Genomic DNA, 16,628 nt, shown 5'->3' with positions numbered 1-16,628 from the left:
CCACCCGACACCGGAGACCACACCATGTTCGCTACCCCCAACTTCCGCGCGATGGGCGCCGCGCTGGCCACGCTGGCGGCGATGTCCGGCACGCTGGCCCAGACCCCACCCGTGGGCGCCGACATGCAGTTCGACGTGCTCGGCCCTATCCAGGAGGCCACGCTGGACAACTGCAGCAATGCACTGTGCGGCGGCACGATCAAGGTCAATGGCCATCGCATCGTGATCCCGGCCAATACGATCGTGATCCTGCCGGGCATGGCGCTGACGTGGAAAGAGCTGTTCACGCTGGCGCCCGCCACCTACCTGGCGGCAGGCAGCAGCGGTCTGGCGCTGGCCGACGTGCCGGCCCCGCTGGCCGCCTATGAGGCGCACCTGATCGGCAATCAGGTCGGCGACACGTACATCGCCGGGCTGGTCAACATCGCCCAGCATTCGCTCAATGCGGGCAGCGGCCTGATCAACTACATCGACTACGCAACCGGCGAGCTGCGCGTGGGCGGCAAGCTCGTGCGCGATGGCAACGGTGTGCCGCGCAACGCGCTCGATGCCGCGCAGCCCGGCACGCGCATCCGCCTCAATGACCCCGTGGGTCGCTATGGCCGCAAGATGGCGGGCGATCCGCGCTTTGCAGTCGACGCGGACAGCCCCACGGTGCGTAGCGTGACAGGCTATCCGATGTGCGTGCCGCGCGTGGCGCCCACCGCGCAGGCAAGCGATCCGGCATGTCCGGAAGGCAATCGCCCGAAGAATCCGGACGGCCTGCACAACGCCAACTTCACGATGCCCGATCCGGCGGCGGTGCAGCCCGGACACGTGCCCGATCCGCGCATCATGGCGCCGTTCGAAGTGGGCGACAGTGTCACGTACTCGGGGACGCTGGTGTCCGACGCCGGACCGCAGGGGCCCTATGCAAGCGGATCGACCTATATTGCGGCGCACACGTTCGTGGCCAACGTGGCGATCTACACGGCGCCGTTCACCGATCCGGCCTATGTCGCGATCGACGTCGCGCTGCTGGGCAACGGCGGCGTCACCGAGCCAGGCGCGCTGGAAGCCACGATGCGCACGCGCTTCGAGGGATTCACGACCGATCCGTCGCGCAATATCCGTCTGTACGGCGTGGATGTCGCGCCCGATGGCAGCACCTCGGAGCGTGACTGGGGCGTCGTCAGCGTCGATCCCGGTGCGCCGACCGGCGCGCAGAAGGGGCGCTGGCGTTTCCGGCCGCCCTGCACGGGCCTGGTGGCCAGCGTCAATTTCTGCTTCGGCCCGCTCGACGAGAACACGTTCCTGCCCGCCACGCGTGAGGTTCGTGCAGTGGTGGAGGGCGCCTGGACGCCGTCATCATCGGTGCCGCAGCCGAGCGGCATCGTGGCCGGTCAATACCACGCGCCGATTGGCGAGTATCTGTTCCAGGAAGGCCTGCCCGGTGGGGCACCGCCGGCTATCGCCTTTGCCACGATGCCGTTCCTGGCGCGCGGTGGCTACAGCTCGGCCACCGGTGTGGTGGCCACCGGCCCGCTCAATCCGTGGCCCGGATCGGGCGGAGTCCCGTCGACCTGTACCGCCCCGACCGCCGACGCGGGCGCGAGCGTGACCGTGCTGTCCGGCGCCACCGGCAGCCTCAAGGGCACGGCATCGGGATCGGGTTCGCTGACGGTCCTGTGGACACCACCGAAGGGCTTCACGCTGAGCCCATCGGCCACCGTGCTGACCCCGAGTTTCACGGCACCCGCGGTCACGGCCACCAATACCTACCTGTTCACGCTGGCGGTGACCGGCTGCGGTGGGCAGACCGCTACGTCGGCGGTGGCGGTCACGGTGACGCCGGCGCAGCAGAACGTGCCGTTCATCAATCCGATCGCGCCGGTATCGGTGGCGTCGGGCGCCACGGCAACGCTGACGGCCGTGCCCGCGACCAGCCCGAACAAACTCACCTACAGCTGGACGCAGACCGGCGGACCGACGCAGTCGTTCCAGACCTCGGGCGCAGGCGCGAGCCTGCAGGTATCGCACGTGGTGCCGATCGGGCAGACCACCGCCGACGTGCTCTCGTACACGGTGGTGGCCACCGACAGCGTCACCGGCGCGAAGTCGAGGCCGGTCACGGGCACGGCCTCGTTCACGCCGGCGGCCGACGTCGAGCGCATCACCGTGGCCGAGTATCGCGTGGCCAAGCAACGGCTCGATATCACGGCTGTGTCCTCGGTGGCGAACGCGAAGGTGGTGCTGACGCTCCAGCCCTACAAGACCACGAACGGCAAGGTCTTCGATCCCGCGTCGGTCGGCAACACGCTTACCAACAACGGCGGCGGCAACTACACGATCACGATCGTCGGTGTGCCGCAGCCGGGTCCGGGCGAGGGACTGGTCGTGAAATCGAATCTCGGCGGCGAGAGCCCGCCCACGCCGCTGACGCGCATCCGTTGAGCGCGGCGGGGGGGTGGCAGGAAAACGGCAGGACATCGTTGATGCAGACTGGGATTGACTGACAAAGGCATCCGGCGATTGGCACGAGACGACGAGCAGCGAGGCGAGCAGCGCGTTATCGGACCTTCGGACCTTCGGGCCATGAGGCCATGAGGCCATGAAGCCCTGACAACCGGACACAAGGATTCCGTTACCGGCCAGGCAACTACCCGGGGCGGCTTTTGAGGAGGTACAGCATGAAGACTCGACTCAGCACAATGGCGTGTTCCATCGCGCTCGCATTTGGCGCGGGAGGCGCATCCGCCGAACTGGCCCGCATGGGCCCGATCGACCGGGCCAACGGATATCCGCAGTGGTATCAGGACAAGACCGGCCTGACCCTGGATTTCTGCCAGAACCAGAGCGCGGCCGAACTGGCGGGTGGGTGGTGCGTGCTGCTGCCGCCCGATGTGCCCGGTGGCAGCGGCCCCGAGACGTTCCCGAACAACTTCGCCGACGAGCACTTCTACTGGCTGGCCAACGCGGGGGATCGGCGCGCACCGATTCCGGGCTCAGCCCAGACCACGGTGGCGCAACTGGTGCTGGCGATCGAAGGGGCGTTCGGCGGCGGGCCGGTAGTGCCCGGTGACCAGGTGGTGTTTGCGCGGCTGCGCCTGCGCCTCAATCCGATCCCGTTCGACGGCACCTATACGTTCTACACGCCGTACGGCAAATTCGAGTTCCCGAACCAGGTGGCCGGCGAGCGGCTGTTTTCGACCGAGGATATCGGTATTGCACCGGGTGCGTTTACCGAAGTGCTCAAGGGCCGCATCGGGCCATTCCTGCTGCCGTCGGCAACGGCCGGCGGCCTCGAAGTGCCCCCGATCCCGGACCTGCAGCCGGGGCAGGACCCGTTCCACGACATCCTTGTGAACACGGGCGCGGCCAGTGCTTATCCGGGTAACGGCCGGCGCTATATCGCCGATCCGGCGCGCGTGGGCCCGGTGACCGGCAGCCCGATGGCGGACTACATCATCGCTGGTGGTGGCACGCGCAACGCGAACATCTTCCGCATCGAGGGGCCAAACGGCTTCGTCTACGAAACCACTGACTTCACGATTGCCGGACGCATCTTCGAGGGCGCCATCGCTGGCATGGCAACGGTGGACCGCGCCAGCTACCAGCGCACGGCAACGAACCGGCAGGTCGATGTCTACGCGACGGCCATGCCGACGCTGCAGGCACGGCTGCCGGCCATGCCGCCGTCGGCCACGGTCTCCACCCAACTGGCGTACTTCGACGCGCCCTGTACACCTTCGGTCGATGCCGAGGGCAATTTCGTGCCGCCTTACAGCGCGCCGGCGAATGGGGTGGCCAACCAGATGCTGAACAGCGGCACGCGCTACTACGGGCAGAGCCGGCCGGCGACGATTCCTACCGAGGTCTGCGTCCAGGCCAACGCGATCAGTTCGGGCGGACAAGCCACGACGGTCTATATGCCCGCCCAGCTAGGCGACCAGGTGTTCATCACCGAGGCGCTGTACGACCCGACTACCCAGGCCATGTCGGTCAAGGCCAGATCGAGCGACCAGGTGGTGCAGCAAACGCTCAAGGCGGAAGGCTTCGATGCGCCGTTCGATGCCAATGGCCAGATGGTGGCCACCGAAGTGCTGTCGCCGCCGTCCAAGGTGACGGTGCTGTCAAGCGGACATGGCCTCAACGAGATGCAGGTCAGCACTGGTGCAGTGGCCGGGGGCGGTACGTCGTTGCCAGTGGCCAATAACGATACGCTGACCGTGCTCGAGGATTCGGGCGCCACCATCATCAAGGTCCTGCTCAACGATACCGCGGTGGCGGGCGGCACCGTGGCCATCTCCAGCCCGGCCACGCTGGGCACGGCGGCGGCCAATGCCGACGGCTCCATCACCTATACGCCACGCCCGAACGCCAACGGGTCCGATCGCTTCGGCTACAAGGTGACCGTCGCCGGCAAGGTGTCGAACGAAGGGTCGGTGGCGGTGACCATCACGCCGGTCAATGACCCGCCGGTGGCCAATGCCGACAGCACGAGCGCACTGCGCGGCATCCAGTCCAGCTTCAATGTGCTGGCCAACGATACCGATCCCGATGGCGCCACGGACCTGGCCTCGGCGGTGATCGTCACCGGCAATGCCAACCTCGGTCTGAACGCGGACGCCACGTTCAACGGCGGGATCGTGACCTTCACGCCGAGTGCGTCGATGCCCACGGGCATCGCCACGTTCACGTACCGCGCGGTGGACCGGGCTGGCGCCACCTCGGCCACGGCGGCCACGGTGTCAGTCACGGTATCGGCCGGCGAAGCCATTGCCGGCACGCGGGCGCGCTTCACGCAGAACAAGAACCGCTGGACCATTACCGGCACGGACAGCCTCAGCGCGAACCAGACCATCACCATCAAGTACGACAACGGCACGTTCCGCCAGAACGGCAGTTGTACGAACCCGGGCAGCGCCGTGGGCACGGTGGTGGGGACGGCCGTGGTCACGGCCGGGGCGTGGACCTATGACCAGGCATTGACCGCGACCACGGGCATCCTTAATCCGAGCAACACCGGCAACAACAACTTCTGGTGTACGCCACCGACGACATTGCGCATGACGTCGTCGCAGAGCCCGGCCACGGCCACGCTGGCGATCGAGCTGAAGTAGCAGAAGGAGAAGCACGAAACGGCGCGCAGGACGGTTGGGGGAAGCAACACAGCGCCGCCCCGCGCCTGGCAGCACCACGCTGGGTGGTGCGAGGATTTGTCATAGGGCTCTTCCGCTGATGTGGGCCAGATCTGCTTGCGGTAACGCGCTTCAGGAGAGTCCGAACGTCTTGCGCAGCCTCCGTTGCGGCGTGACTACTTGCTAGCAATGGCGGTCGATTCGTCGGGCTGCCACCCACCACCCAGGGCCTTGAAAGCCGCGACGGCAGCGCGCGCTGATTCGGTTTGCGCCTGCGCGCGCGCGTCGGATGTACGTAACAGGCTTTCGTCGGCTTGCAGGACTTCAATCAGGCTGACGACGCCTTTTTGATACGCAGCAAACGATGCATTTCGCGCGCGGCCAAGCGAATCCACGCCTTGTGTGAGCACGGCCGCTTGCTCCTCGCGCTTGACGAGGGCTGAGAAGGCGTTTTCCACGTCTTCCGTGGCGTGCAGCACGGCGAGCCGGTACGCGGCCAGCATCTCCGCCTCTTGCCCCTTGGCCTGATCGATCTGCGCGTTGATACGGCCGAAGTCGAACAGGCGCCAGCGCAGACCGAGCACGCCGGCAAATTGACTGGCACCGCTGCCGAACAGGCTGCCGGCGCCCACCGATGTAGCGCTGCCGAGCAGGCCGCTGAGCGAGAACTTCGGATAGTACTCGGCGATGGCGACACCGATGCGCGCGTTGGAAGCTGCTAGGCGGCGCTCGGCGACGATGAGGTCGGGGCGGCGCCTCAGCAATTCGCCCGGCGATCCGCTGATCGCAATTTGCGGAGCGGCCGGGATGTCGCCGCCTTGCGCAAGCTCCGCCCGGTGCGTGCCCGGCAGCGAGCCGAGCATCACATCCAGCGCGTTCATCGCCGCATCGAGGCCAGCCTCAAGCGCAGGGATAGAAGCGCGAACCTGGGCGAGTGCGCCTTCGGCCTGCCGGACTTGAAGCTCGGCCGCCAGTCCCTTGCCGTACAGCAGGTTGATGGTGGAGAGCAATTCTTCTTGCGTCTGTACCTGGTGGCGGGCCACTTTCAAGCGCGTCTGCAAGCCGCGGATGGTGATGTAGATATCGGCAGTCTGTGCGGCCACGGCCAGCCGTGTGGCGACTGCGCCCGCCTGGGAGGCCTGGTAGTCGGCAAGTGCCCCCTCGCGGCCGCGGCGCAGGCCGCCGAATACGTCCAACTCCCAGCTTGCACTGACATTGGCCTCAAAAGCGTTGCCGTAGCGGTCGAAGCCGGGCCGCGAATTCAAGACGCGGCCCAAAGGGGTTTCGACGGACTGGTAGGCACGCGCGGCCTGGCCCGTGACATTGCCGGAGGGCAGCAACGCGGCATTGGCAGCGCCAAGCCCCGCACGGGCTTGCGTGACGCGGGCGAAGGCCTGTGCAAGGTCCAGGTTTTGTTCCAGCGCGAGCTGCACGTACCGCGTGAGTTGCGGATCGCCAAAGCCAGCCCACCACGCGGGCAGATCGGCTTCGGCATTGGCTGTGCGCTGCTCCACTGCTGTCTGGCCCTGGAATTGCCGGGGAACTGGCACATCGGGCTTCACATAATCGGGGCCGACGGCACAACCGGTCGCCAGGCTGGCAGCGAAGAGGGCCATAAGGGAGTGTTTTGGCAACATGGATGTCTTCCAGCGAGTTTGTGTGACTATAGTACAAAATGGTCACACGTTGTTCAACTATCGCGACTCGCGTAAGCTGGAGCCTATGAAGACCGCCTCCTACCCCGTTTCCGCCCGTGGCCCGGCGGACCATGACGTGCGAGACCAGATCGTTGCCGCCGCCACCGAGCACTTCAGCCGCTACGGCTACGAGAAGACCGCCGTTTCCGATCTGGCCAAGGCCATCGGTTTTTCCAAGGCCTACATCTACAAGTTCTTCGAGTCCAAGCAGGCCATTGGCGAGATGATTTGCGCCAACTGCCTGCGCGACATCGAGGCCGACGTGAATGCCGCCCTGGCCGACGCCGACTCCCCGCCAGAAAAGCTCCGGCGCATATTCAAAGCCTTGACTGAGGCCAGCCTTCGGTTGTTTTCCGACGACCGCAAGCTGTACGAGATCGCGGCCTCGGCAGCGACGGAGCGCTGGCAAGCGGTGATCGCTTATGAGGACCGCATCCAGGGGGTGCTGCGCGATGTACTGCAGGAGGGCCGGCAGACTGGAGACTTCGAGCGCAAGACGCCGTTGGACGAGGCCACGACGGCCATCTACCTGGTCATGCGCCCGTACATGAATCCGCTGCTTTTGCAGTACAGCTTTGACTACACGGAAAGTGCGCCCGGGCTGCTCTCCAGCCTCGTGCTTCGGAGTCTTTCCCCCTGACGTGCAGTTTTTTGATTGTGACCATTGACTAAAATAGTCACAAGAACCAGAATGAAAGCCCAGATCATCTTGTCGATGGGGCTTTCATGCTTTCTCGTTGCTTTGTTACCTCTATCGTTATTGGTGCGTTGCCGCTCGCTTTGAGCGCTTGCGGCGAAAAGGCCCCTGCCGATCCGCGCACCGAGGCACCGTTGGTGCGTGCCGCGTTGGTTCAGCCCGTCGCTTTCGCGTCGCGTTCATTCACAGGAGTCGTCGCTGCCCGGGTGCAGAGTGATCTCGGGTTCCGCGTGCCCGGCAAGGTGCTGGAGCGGCTTGTGGATGCCGGGCAGACAGTCAAGCGCGGGCAACCGCTCATGCGCATCGACCCTGTCGATCTGAAGCTCGCCGCACACGCACAGGAAGAAGCCGTGAGCGCCGCACGAGCGCGCGCGCGCCAGACGGCGGAAGACGAAGCCCGCTACCGCGATCTGCGCGGAACTGGCGCCATTTCCGCCTCAGCCTATGACCAAGCCAAGGCTGCGGCGGACGCCGCCAAAGCCCAGCTGAGCGCAGCGCAAGCGCAGGCCGATGTTGCGCGTAACGCCAGCCGTTACGCAGAGCTTGTTGCCGATGGTGAAGGCGTGGTCATGGAGACGCTGGCCGAGCCCGGCCAGGTCGTCAATGCAGGGCAAGCCGTCGTGCGGCTGGCCCACGCTGGCCGCCGTGAAGCGGTGGTCCAGTTGCCGGAAACGTTGCGCCCGGCGATCGGCTCTGTCGCACAAGCCACGCTTTTCGGCAAGGAAAGCGCCGGTGCACCTGCCAGGCTGCGGCAACTGTCGGATGCTGCCGATCGGCTTACCCGTACGTTCGAAGCGCGCTATGTGCTGGATGGGGAACTGGCCAATGCGCCGCTGGGCGCCACCGTGACGATCCAGATTCCCGATCGGCTTACCACCGTGCAAGGCGATCTGCAGGTGCCGCTTGGTGCCGTGTTCGATGCCGGCAAGGGCCCGGGTGTGTGGGTCATCCAGGGTGATCCGGCGAAGGTGTCGTGGCGATCCGTCACCATCGTGCGCCTCGGTGACGAAAGCGCTCGGGTTGCTGGCCAAGTCAAGCAAGGAGAGCGGATCGTCGCGCTTGGCGCACAACTGCTGCGTGAAGGACAGCAAGTGCGTGTGGCAGGGCAAGGTGCCAGCACGGCCGTGGCGGGGGGGCGCTTGTGAGCCAGGGTCGTTTCAATCTATCGGCGCTCGCCGTGCGCGAGCGCGCCATCACGTTGTTCCTTATCTGCCTGATCTCTCTGGCGGGTCTCATTTCCTTCTTCAAGCTGGGCCGCGCCGAAGACCCGGCGTTTACGGTCAAGGTGATGACCATCATCACTGCGTGGCCCGGCGCGACGGCGCAGGAAATGCAAGACCAGGTGGCCGAGAAGATCGAAAAGCGCATGCAGGAACTGCGCTGGTATGACCGCACGGAAACGTACACGCGGCCGGGCCTGGCATTCACCACGTTGACCCTGCTCGACAGCACGCCACCGTCGGAAGTCCAGGAGGAGTTTTACCAAGCGCGCAAGAAAGTCAGCGACGAGGTGGTCAACCTCCCGCCCGGCGTGATCGGGCCGATGGTCAACGACGAATATGCGGACGTGACCTTTGCGTTGTTTGCGCTCAAGGCGCAGGGCGAACCGCAACGTGTGCTCGTGCGAGATGCGGAGACGCTGCGCCAGCGCTTGCTGCACGTGCCCGGCGTGAAGAAGGTCAACATCATCGGCGAGCAGTCGGAGCGCATCTATGTCGAGTTTTCCCATGACCGGCTGGCGACGCTGGGCGTGAGCCCGCAAGAGGTTTTTACCGCGCTCAACAGCCAGAATGCCCTGACGGCAGCCGGCTCGGTGGAAACGAAAGGGCCGCAGGTATTCATCCGTCTGGACGGCGCGTTCGACGAGCTGCAGAAGATTCGGGATACGCCGGTTGTATCCCAGGGCCGGACGTTGAAGCTGTCGGACATTGCCACGGTCAAGCGCGGCTACGAGGATCCTGCCACGTTCATGGTGCGCAATGGTGGCCAGCCTGCCTTGCTGCTGGGCATCGTCATGCGCGAAGGCTGGAACGGGCTGGACCTGGGCAAGGCGCTCGACAAGGAGGTGGGCGCCATCAACGCCGACATGCCGCTCGGCATGAGCTTGACCAAAGTGACCGACCAGGCAGTCAACATCGCCGCTGCCGTCGATGAGTTCATGCTCAAGTTCTTCGCCGCGCTGCTGGTGGTCATGCTGGTGAGCTTCGTCAGCATGGGCTGGCGCGCGGGCCTGGTGGTGGGCGCGGCCGTGCCGTTGACACTGGCGGTCGTCTTTGTGGTGATGGCTGCGACAGGCAAGAACTTCGACCGCATCACACTTGGATCCTTGATTCTGGCGCTCGGCTTGCTGGTGGACGATGCCATCATCGCCATCGAAATGATGGTGGTGAAGATGGAAGAAGGCTACAGCCGCGTCGCCGCTTCGGCATATGCATGGAGCCACACTGCGGCGCCCATGCTGTCGGGCACGCTGGTGACCGCCGTCGGCTTCATGCCCAATGGCTTCGCGCGATCCACCGCCGGTGAATACACCAGCAACATGTTGTGGATCGTCGGCATTGCGCTGATCACGTCCTGGGTGGTCGCAGTGGTGTTCACGCCTTACCTGGGCGTAAAGATGCTGCCCGATTTCAAGAAGGTCGAAGGCGGCCACGATGCGATTTACGACACCCTGCGTTACAACCGCTTCCGTGCGCTGCTCGGGCGTGTGATTGCGCGCAAATGGCTCGTCGCGGGTTTGGTCGTCGGGCTCTTTGCCTTGGCCATCCTCGGTATGGCGGTGGTCAAGAAGCAGTTCTTCCCAATTTCGGATCGGCCTGAGGTGCTGGTCGAGGTGCAGATGCCCTATGGAACATCGATCAACCAGACCAGCGCGGTTACCGCAAAGCTGGAAGCTTGGCTCGCCAAACAGAAGGAAGCCAAGATTGTGACGGCTTACGTTGGCCAGGGTGCGCCGCGCTTCTATCTGGCGATGGGGCCGGAACTACCGGATCCGTCGTTCGCCAAGATCGTGATCCGCACAGACAGCCAGGAAGAGCGTGACGCGTTGAAGCAGCGCCTGCGCCAGGCGATTGCCGACGGTCTTGCCCCCGAGGCGCGCGTGCGTGTCACTCAACTGGTGTTCGGCCCGTATTCGCCGTTTCCGGTCGCATACCGGGTGACCGGGCCGGATGCGCAGACGTTGCGCCGCATTGCGGCCGATGTCCGGCAGGTGATGGACGCCAGCCCGATGATGCGCACGGTCAACACCGACTGGGGGATGCGCGTACCCACGCTGCACTTCACCTTGCAGCAGGACCGCTTGCAGGCCGTGGGGCTGACCTCCAGCGCCGTCGCGCAACAACTGCAATTCCTGCTCAACGGCATTCCGGTGACGGCAGTGCGCGAGGACATCCGCACGGTGCAGGTGACCGCCCGCTCGGCCGGCGACATCCGACTGGATCCGGCCAAGATCGGCGACTTCACGCTGGCAGGCGCCAACGGGCAACGCATTCCGCTGTCGCAGGTGGGCAAGATCGATGTGCGCATGGAAGAGCCCATCATCCGCCGGCGCGATCGCATGCCGACGATCACGGTGCGAGGCGATATTGCCGATGGCCTGCAACCGCCCGACGTTTCGACGGCCGTCAGCGCGCAGCTTCAGCCAATCATCGAGAAACTGCCTAACGGATACCGCATCGAACAAGCGGGTTCCATTGAAGAATCGGGCAAGGCGACGAGGGCCATGCTGCCGCTGTTCCCGATCATGCTGGCAGTCACCCTGCTGATTCTCATCTTCCAGGTGCGGTCCATTCCGGCGATGGTCATGGTGTTCCTGACCAGCCCTCTCGGCCTGATTGGCGTGGTGCCAACGCTGATTCTGTTCGGGCAACCGTTCGGCATCAACGCGCTGGTTGGCCTGATTGCGTTGTCGGGCATCTTGATGCGCAACACGCTGATCCTGATCGGGCAGATTCAGCACAACAAAGACGAAGGGCTGGATCCGTTCAGGGCCGTTGTGGAAGCCACGGTCCAGCGTGCGCGGCCGGTGATCCTCACCGCGCTGGCCGCCATCCTGGCCTTCATTCCTCTGACCCATTCGGTGTTCTGGGGCGCGCTCGCCTACACGCTCATAGGCGGGACGCTTGCCGGGACAATCCTGACTCTGGTGTTCCTGCCGGCCATGTACTCGATCTGGTTCAGGATTCGGCCCGGCAGCGCGGCCGATGCGCAGCGTGATCGACACGAGACCGTGCCGCCCGCCGGACAACTGGCGTCCGAGTCATATTGAATTGCGAGGGCATGTTGCCGCCGCAGAGACGCCCTCGCGTCGACGATCCGGCCATGACGGGAAGGGGAGTCTGAACGATGGAACCTGCTGGGAAGGGCTGGCGCTGCGCGCCGGGGGATTGCCCCGGACGCGGGCTGTTTCCTGGCTTGAGGTGAGGCGATGGCGGCCACCCCGATAACGGTAGCGCTAGGATCCGATGGAAGCGTGAGCCCGCCCGCACAGGAGTGAATCGCCGTGGTGGGCGATGTGAGGGCGCGAAAAAAGGCCGGCATATCTGCCGGCCAAGCGTCCCTGCACCTAGTAAACAAGGCAAGGTCGATATGACTTGTCTCCAGCGCGCCCCGACAGCGCGCTGGCCATGATCACGAGTGATATTAGAAGCGGTGGCGCACGCCAACCATTGCGCCGGTCTGGTTCTGGCCGGGCAGCGTATTCATCGCATTGGTGACGCCGTAGGTGGCCTGTCCCTTGTTGTTCACGTAGCCGAGCAGCAGATAGGCATCGGTACGCTTGGACAGGGCATAGTCGGCATTCAGCACGAACATCCACGAATCGTTGCTGTCGTTGCGCGCATCGGTGTAGTACGCCGCACCGGTCAGGCTGAATGAAGGCGTGATGTTGTACAGCGCGCCAAGCCAGTACAGATTGTCATGACGGACGGTGGTCGTACTGCTGAGTTCATCGCGCAGCCAGCGGTAGCCGGCGAACAGCTTCGCGTCGCCGAGCGCATAAGACGCGCCAATGGCGGCACGCTTGGCCGCGGCGCCGGATGTGGCAACGGTGCTGCCCTGGTATTGGTCGTAAGCGACACCCACCGAGACCGGGCCGGTGGCGTAGGCCACGCCACCGCCGAAGTTCTTGCCGACCCGGAAGCTGCCCGGCACTTCGCCGCCGTTGACGACGTTGCTGTCGCGGCCGAAGCTGTAGAAGCCGGTTGCGGTCAGCCCGCCGAACTTGCCGGTGTACTTCACAGCGTTGTCGGCGCGGCCGTTGAAGCCATTGGTGTCGACCGAATTGAGCGAGTAACTGTTGCCGGCCATCATCGGGTCATAGGCGGCGAACAGGTCGTACAACGTGTTCTGCTGGCGGCCCAATGTGACGGCGCCAAGGTCGTTCTGCAGACCGACGTAAGCCTGGCGGCCGAACAGGCGGTTACCCTGGGCGGACGTGCCGGTGTCGAGATTGATGCCGCTCTCCAGCACGAAGATGCCCTTCAGGTTGTTGCCGAGATCCTCCACGCCGCGAATGCCCCAGCGCGAACCGGAAAGGCCACCCGACGTGACGCCATACAGTGCGCCGCCCCCGTTAGGGCCTTGCACATGGCTTTGGTAGCTGATACCGGCATCGGCAATGCCATAGAGCGTCACGCTGGACGATTGCGCGAATACGGCGCCGGACGCGGACCAGGCCGCAGCGGCGGCGGTCAATGCAAGGAAAGTTTTTTTCATTGTCATTTCAATTTCTGCTTAGCAAGTCGTTTCTTGCTTTCGGAAGGTGCCATGCCGGAGGGATCAGGCATGACCCGGTACGGCTATGGACGACGCATGATGAGGCAGCTTTATGACAATTATGTGTAAATAGTTGTATAAAAACGTTTATTATATTTTCTGAAATAGCAATTATTCATTGCTTTCATTGCAAGAAGCGCTACACGGCTTCAAATATGACTCACAACCATCTTTTGCAAACTGGCGAACGCAAGTCCAATCTCCATTTCGATAGCTTTTGGTAAATAGGGGAAGGATCGGATTGGATGGAGTCACGGCATCTGAAAGTTGCTAGCGCGCTACTTCAAAGTGCGTGAAAGACGCGCTGATCCAACGTCGGTGCTCCCGACGCTCGGGCCGCGCATGCCATCGGTATTCCATCGCGGAATTATTGTCATTCGGTTAATTCAATTGCGTCGGTGCAACGTCAACCTTAATATTGGGGGGGAATAGAGTGCCGCTGTCGGGTTTTCCCCCGGACTGCGTGATGCGCAGCTACAGCGAAGCGCGTCGTGAATACTCTCCCCCCGGGATTCGACAAGTGTGTCGCGTAGTCGGGCTTACAACAGCAAGCCGAACTCGAGCAATCCCCGCACTTGCGAGCGGCTGTTGCCGTCCGAACCGAAAGCCAGACCAGGGGCGGTCTTGCGCGCGCCGACGTAGGAGAACTCGGCGCGGCCAAAGAAGCGCTTGTATTGGTAGGTGGGCGTCACGGTAAGCGACCATGCCGTGCTCCCAGGACCATACAGCAGGTTGGGCGCGCCGTCGGCGGCGCTACCCGTGGAGCCGATGTACTCCAGGCGCACCGGCAGTTTGAAGCCCGCTTTGCGTAGCAGTGCCGGGGCGGCGTCGGAGCCAAAATCGTAGCTCATCAGCAGCGCGCCGCCATAGGTCGATGCGGACGCCTTGGCGCCGAACTCCGGAAGCTTTGGCACGCGGGTGTATTGCAGGTAGGGCTGGAAGGTCCAAGGGCCTTCAGTGCGCGTGTAGGTCAGGTTGTAGATTTGCTGGTTGTTCTGGAATAGAGGTGTCGCTGCGGTGGATACATCGGTGTGGTTAGTATTGCCGCCCGCGACAACCGCCAGCGTGTTATTGCTGTCGAATGCATAGCTAGCCGACATGGACACCCAGCTGTATCGCTTCGAGTAGAAGCCGTCGTTCACCGAGGCCGCGAGCGTTAGCGGCCCTGCAGCGTAGTTCACCTGCACCCCACGGTTCACGGCGTTTTCCTGATTCCACAGCAGACCGCGCTGGACGTTCATGTTCTGGAACGAGAACGTGCTCTCGGCGCCGATCAGCGTTGGCAGCTTGCCAACCACTACGGAGAAATCCTCGGTCGGCGCGATCTTCAGGTAGCCCTGTGCGACGGGGCCGAAGAACGTCGGCGTGGCATCCGAAGTGCGGATATACGGCATGCCGAGGACAGGGATCGAGTAGTACCCTGCCTGGAGAAAGAACTGCAGCAAGCCATCCGGCTTGTTGATGAATACCTGGGCATTGCCAATATCGAACTGCCGGCTGCGATCTGAAGGCAGGGCGTTGCTCTGCACTTGGCCTAGACCGCTCAGCACGCCGGTCAGGTATATCGGGCCAAGGCCGCCTGCATCGAAGCTGGCTGGCTCCGGGTTGGCGCTCAGCGTCAATGCGCTGGCTGGTTGTAGCGCCGGTGGGGCCTTCGCCTCGGCCGCGGGCAGCGGATTTGCGTCGGTCGTCGCTGCGGGCTCTTGCTCGTCTGCCCGGGCGGCAATAGGTATGGCGCTCAATAGCGTGAGCGATATGCCTATGCAGATGCGGACGCTAATTCTCATCGGACGTCTTCCTTCGAATGCCGAGGCCAGGGTCGCCAGCCGGCGACCCATCGTGAACACCAAGGTGTCGCAACGGCCGCTGCTTCCCGCGCTCCAGGCCCACCGGTAGTTGCACGCTGCGCTCAGCGCCTGCGGATATCCAATGCGTCGCGACGCGGCGCGCCATTGAACAGCTGGCGCGGACGGCCGATCTTGTATTCCGGATCGGTGATCATTTCTTCCCACTGCGAGATCCAGCCCGGGGTGCGTGCCAGGGCGAAGATGCAGGTGAACAGCGACGTCGGGATGCCGAGTGCGCGTTGCACGATGCCCGAGTAGAAGTCGACGTTCGGGTACAGCTTGCGGCTGACGAAGTACTCGTCTTCCAGCGCGATCTTTTCCAGTTCCATGGCGAGCTTGAACAGCGGGTCGTTGTGCAGGCCCAGTTCGTTCAGCACTTCATAGCAGGTTTCGCGCATCAGCTTGGCACGCGGATCGTAGTTCTTGTACACGCGGTGGCCAAAGCCCATCAGGCGCACGCCCGAGTTCTTGTCCTTGACCTGCTTGATGAACTCGGTGATGTTGTCGACGCTGCCGATTTCCTCAAGCATCTTGAGGGCGGCTTCGTTGGCGCCACCGTGGGCAGGGCCCCACAGGCAAGCCACGCCGGCAGCGATGGCGGCGAACGGGTTGGTACCCGAGGAGCCAGCCAGGCGCACCGTGGAGGTGGAGGCGTTCTGCTCGTGGTCTGCGTGCAGGATGAAGATGCGGTCGAGCGCGCGCTCGAGCACCGGGTTCACCTTGTACGGGGCGCACGGCGTGGAGAACATCATCTGCATGAAGTTGCCCGAGTAGGACAGGTCGTTCTGCGGATAGATGTACGGCTGGCCGATGTTGTACTTGTAGGCCATGGCGACCAGGGTCGGCATCTTGGCGATCAGGCGGATCGCGGAGATTTCGCGCTGGTGCGGATCATCGATGTCCATGGCGTCGTGGTAGAACGCGCTCATGGCGCCCACCAGGCCCGTCAGGACGGCCATCGGGTGGGCATCGCGGCGGAAGCCGCGCAGGAAGAACTGCATCTGCTCGTGAACCATGGTGTGGTTCATCACGGCGCCCACGAATTCTTCCTTCTGCTTGGCGTTGGGCAGTTCGCCCTTGAGCAGCAGGTAACAGGTTTCCAGGTGGTCGCACTTGGTGGCCAGTTGCTCGATCGGGTAGCCGCGGTACAGCAGCTCACCCTTGTCCCCGTCGATGTAGGTGATCTTCGAATTGCACGAAGCCGTCGACATGAAACCGGGGTCATAGGTGAACTTGCCGGTTTGTCCGTACAGCTTGCGAATATCGACTACGTCGGGGCCAACGGTACCCGTATAAATCGGCAGCTCAAGGCTGGGGGAGCCATCGGAAAACGATAGCGTGGCTTTCACATCGGTGGGCGTCATTTCTATTCCATAAATGCGGTGAACTACAGCGCTGCTCAATTTCCGGCCAGGTACGGGGAGATATCGAGAGAAAAATCAATGTCCTGACAGCGGCTTGACTACGAAGTGTACCTACGCAGAGAACA

At 63.7% G+C, this 16,628-nt stretch carries 9 protein-coding genes; 5 read left to right on the top strand and 4 right to left on the bottom strand.

The window, feature by feature from the left end:
- Nucleotides 1-24: 24 nt before the first annotated feature.
- Together F7R26_RS32465 and F7R26_RS32460 are read left to right on the top strand one after the other, a co-directional pair.
- The gene (locus F7R26_RS32465) at nt 25-2,433 is read left to right on the top strand and encodes a hypothetical protein (RefSeq protein ID WP_150991112.1); all 2,409 of its coding nucleotides are present in this window, start codon (nt 25-27) and stop codon (nt 2,431-2,433) included.
- A gap of 236 nt (nt 2,434-2,669) precedes the next feature.
- Nucleotides 2,670-5,102 carry a cadherin-like domain-containing protein gene (locus F7R26_RS32460; RefSeq protein WP_150991114.1) on the top strand — a complete coding sequence of 811 codons (2,433 nt, stop codon included), beginning with the start codon at nt 2,670-2,672 and terminating at the stop codon, nt 5,100-5,102.
- Between the two features lie 194 nt (nt 5,103-5,296).
- On the opposite strand, the gene F7R26_RS32455 is transcribed toward F7R26_RS32460, so the two are convergent.
- On the bottom strand, nt 5,297-6,757 hold the full coding sequence (locus tag F7R26_RS32455) for an efflux transporter outer membrane subunit (protein ID WP_150991116.1): 1,461 nt from the start codon (nt 6,755-6,757) through the stop codon (nt 5,297-5,299).
- Between the two features lie 85 nt (nt 6,758-6,842).
- Between F7R26_RS32455 and F7R26_RS32450 the strand changes: the two genes are divergently transcribed.
- The 3 genes from F7R26_RS32450 to F7R26_RS32440 all read left to right on the top strand — a co-directional run bounded on the left by F7R26_RS32450 (nt 6,843) and on the right by F7R26_RS32440 (nt 11,784).
- Nucleotides 6,843-7,457, top strand: a complete 615-nt coding sequence (locus F7R26_RS32450) for a TetR/AcrR family transcriptional regulator (protein ID WP_150991130.1) — start codon at nt 6,843-6,845, stop codon at nt 7,455-7,457.
- Between the two features lie 86 nt (nt 7,458-7,543).
- A complete protein-coding gene (locus tag F7R26_RS32445) occupies nt 7,544-8,659 on the top strand; it encodes an efflux RND transporter periplasmic adaptor subunit (RefSeq protein WP_150991118.1) in 1,116 nt (371 codons plus the stop codon).
- The gene (locus F7R26_RS32440) at nt 8,656-11,784 is read left to right on the top strand and encodes an efflux RND transporter permease subunit (protein ID WP_150991120.1); all 3,129 of its coding nucleotides are present in this window, start codon (nt 8,656-8,658) and stop codon (nt 11,782-11,784) included. Before F7R26_RS32445 ends, F7R26_RS32440 begins: the two co-directional genes overlap by 4 nt.
- 374 nt (nt 11,785-12,158) lie before the next feature.
- Here the strand turns inward: F7R26_RS32440 and F7R26_RS32435 are convergent, their stop codons facing one another.
- From F7R26_RS32435 to gltA, 3 genes are all read right to left on the bottom strand, one after another.
- Complete coding sequence (locus F7R26_RS32435; RefSeq protein WP_150991122.1) at nt 12,159-13,232, bottom strand: porin; 1,074 nt, start codon at nt 13,230-13,232, stop codon at nt 12,159-12,161.
- 599 nt (nt 13,233-13,831) lie between these two features.
- The gene (locus tag F7R26_RS32430) at nt 13,832-15,079 is read right to left on the bottom strand and encodes an outer membrane beta-barrel protein (protein WP_241754614.1); all 1,248 of its coding nucleotides are present in this window, start codon (nt 15,077-15,079) and stop codon (nt 13,832-13,834) included.
- A 122-nt stretch (nt 15,080-15,201) separates the two neighbouring features.
- Nucleotides 15,202-16,503: a citrate synthase gene (gene gltA, locus F7R26_RS32425; protein ID WP_193692195.1), complete on the bottom strand. Its 1,302-nt coding sequence runs from the start codon at nt 16,501-16,503 to the stop codon at nt 15,202-15,204.
- Nucleotides 16,504-16,628 lie beyond the last annotated feature (125 nt).

The sequence above is a fragment of the Cupriavidus basilensis genome (assembly GCF_008801925.2).
Lineage (GTDB): Bacteria > Pseudomonadota > Gammaproteobacteria > Burkholderiales > Burkholderiaceae > Cupriavidus > Cupriavidus basilensis.
The sequence above is the reverse complement of the archived record's forward strand: the minus strand, read 5'-3'. Positions and strand labels throughout refer to the sequence as shown.

What these genes read in the sequence shown, in the direction of transcription:
- F7R26_RS32435 (WP_150991122.1), bottom strand. Translation starts at nt 13,232, where the DNA reads ATGAAAAAAACTTTCCTTGCATTGACCGCCGCCGCTGCGGCCTGGTCC.
- gltA (WP_193692195.1), bottom strand. Translation starts at nt 16,503, where the DNA reads ATGACGCCCACCGATGTGAAAGCCACGCTATCGTTTTCCGATGGCTCC.
- F7R26_RS32430 (WP_241754614.1), bottom strand. Translation starts at nt 15,079, where the DNA reads ATGAGAATTAGCGTCCGCATCTGCATAGGCATATCGCTCACGCTATTG.
- F7R26_RS32445 (WP_150991118.1), top strand. Translation starts at nt 7,544, where the DNA reads ATGCTTTCTCGTTGCTTTGTTACCTCTATCGTTATTGGTGCGTTGCCG.
- F7R26_RS32450 (WP_150991130.1), top strand. Translation starts at nt 6,843, where the DNA reads ATGAAGACCGCCTCCTACCCCGTTTCCGCCCGTGGCCCGGCGGACCAT.
- F7R26_RS32455 (WP_150991116.1), bottom strand. Translation starts at nt 6,757, where the DNA reads ATGTTGCCAAAACACTCCCTTATGGCCCTCTTCGCTGCCAGCCTGGCG.
- F7R26_RS32465 (WP_150991112.1), top strand. Translation starts at nt 25, where the DNA reads ATGTTCGCTACCCCCAACTTCCGCGCGATGGGCGCCGCGCTGGCCACG.
- F7R26_RS32460 (WP_150991114.1), top strand. Translation starts at nt 2,670, where the DNA reads ATGAAGACTCGACTCAGCACAATGGCGTGTTCCATCGCGCTCGCATTT.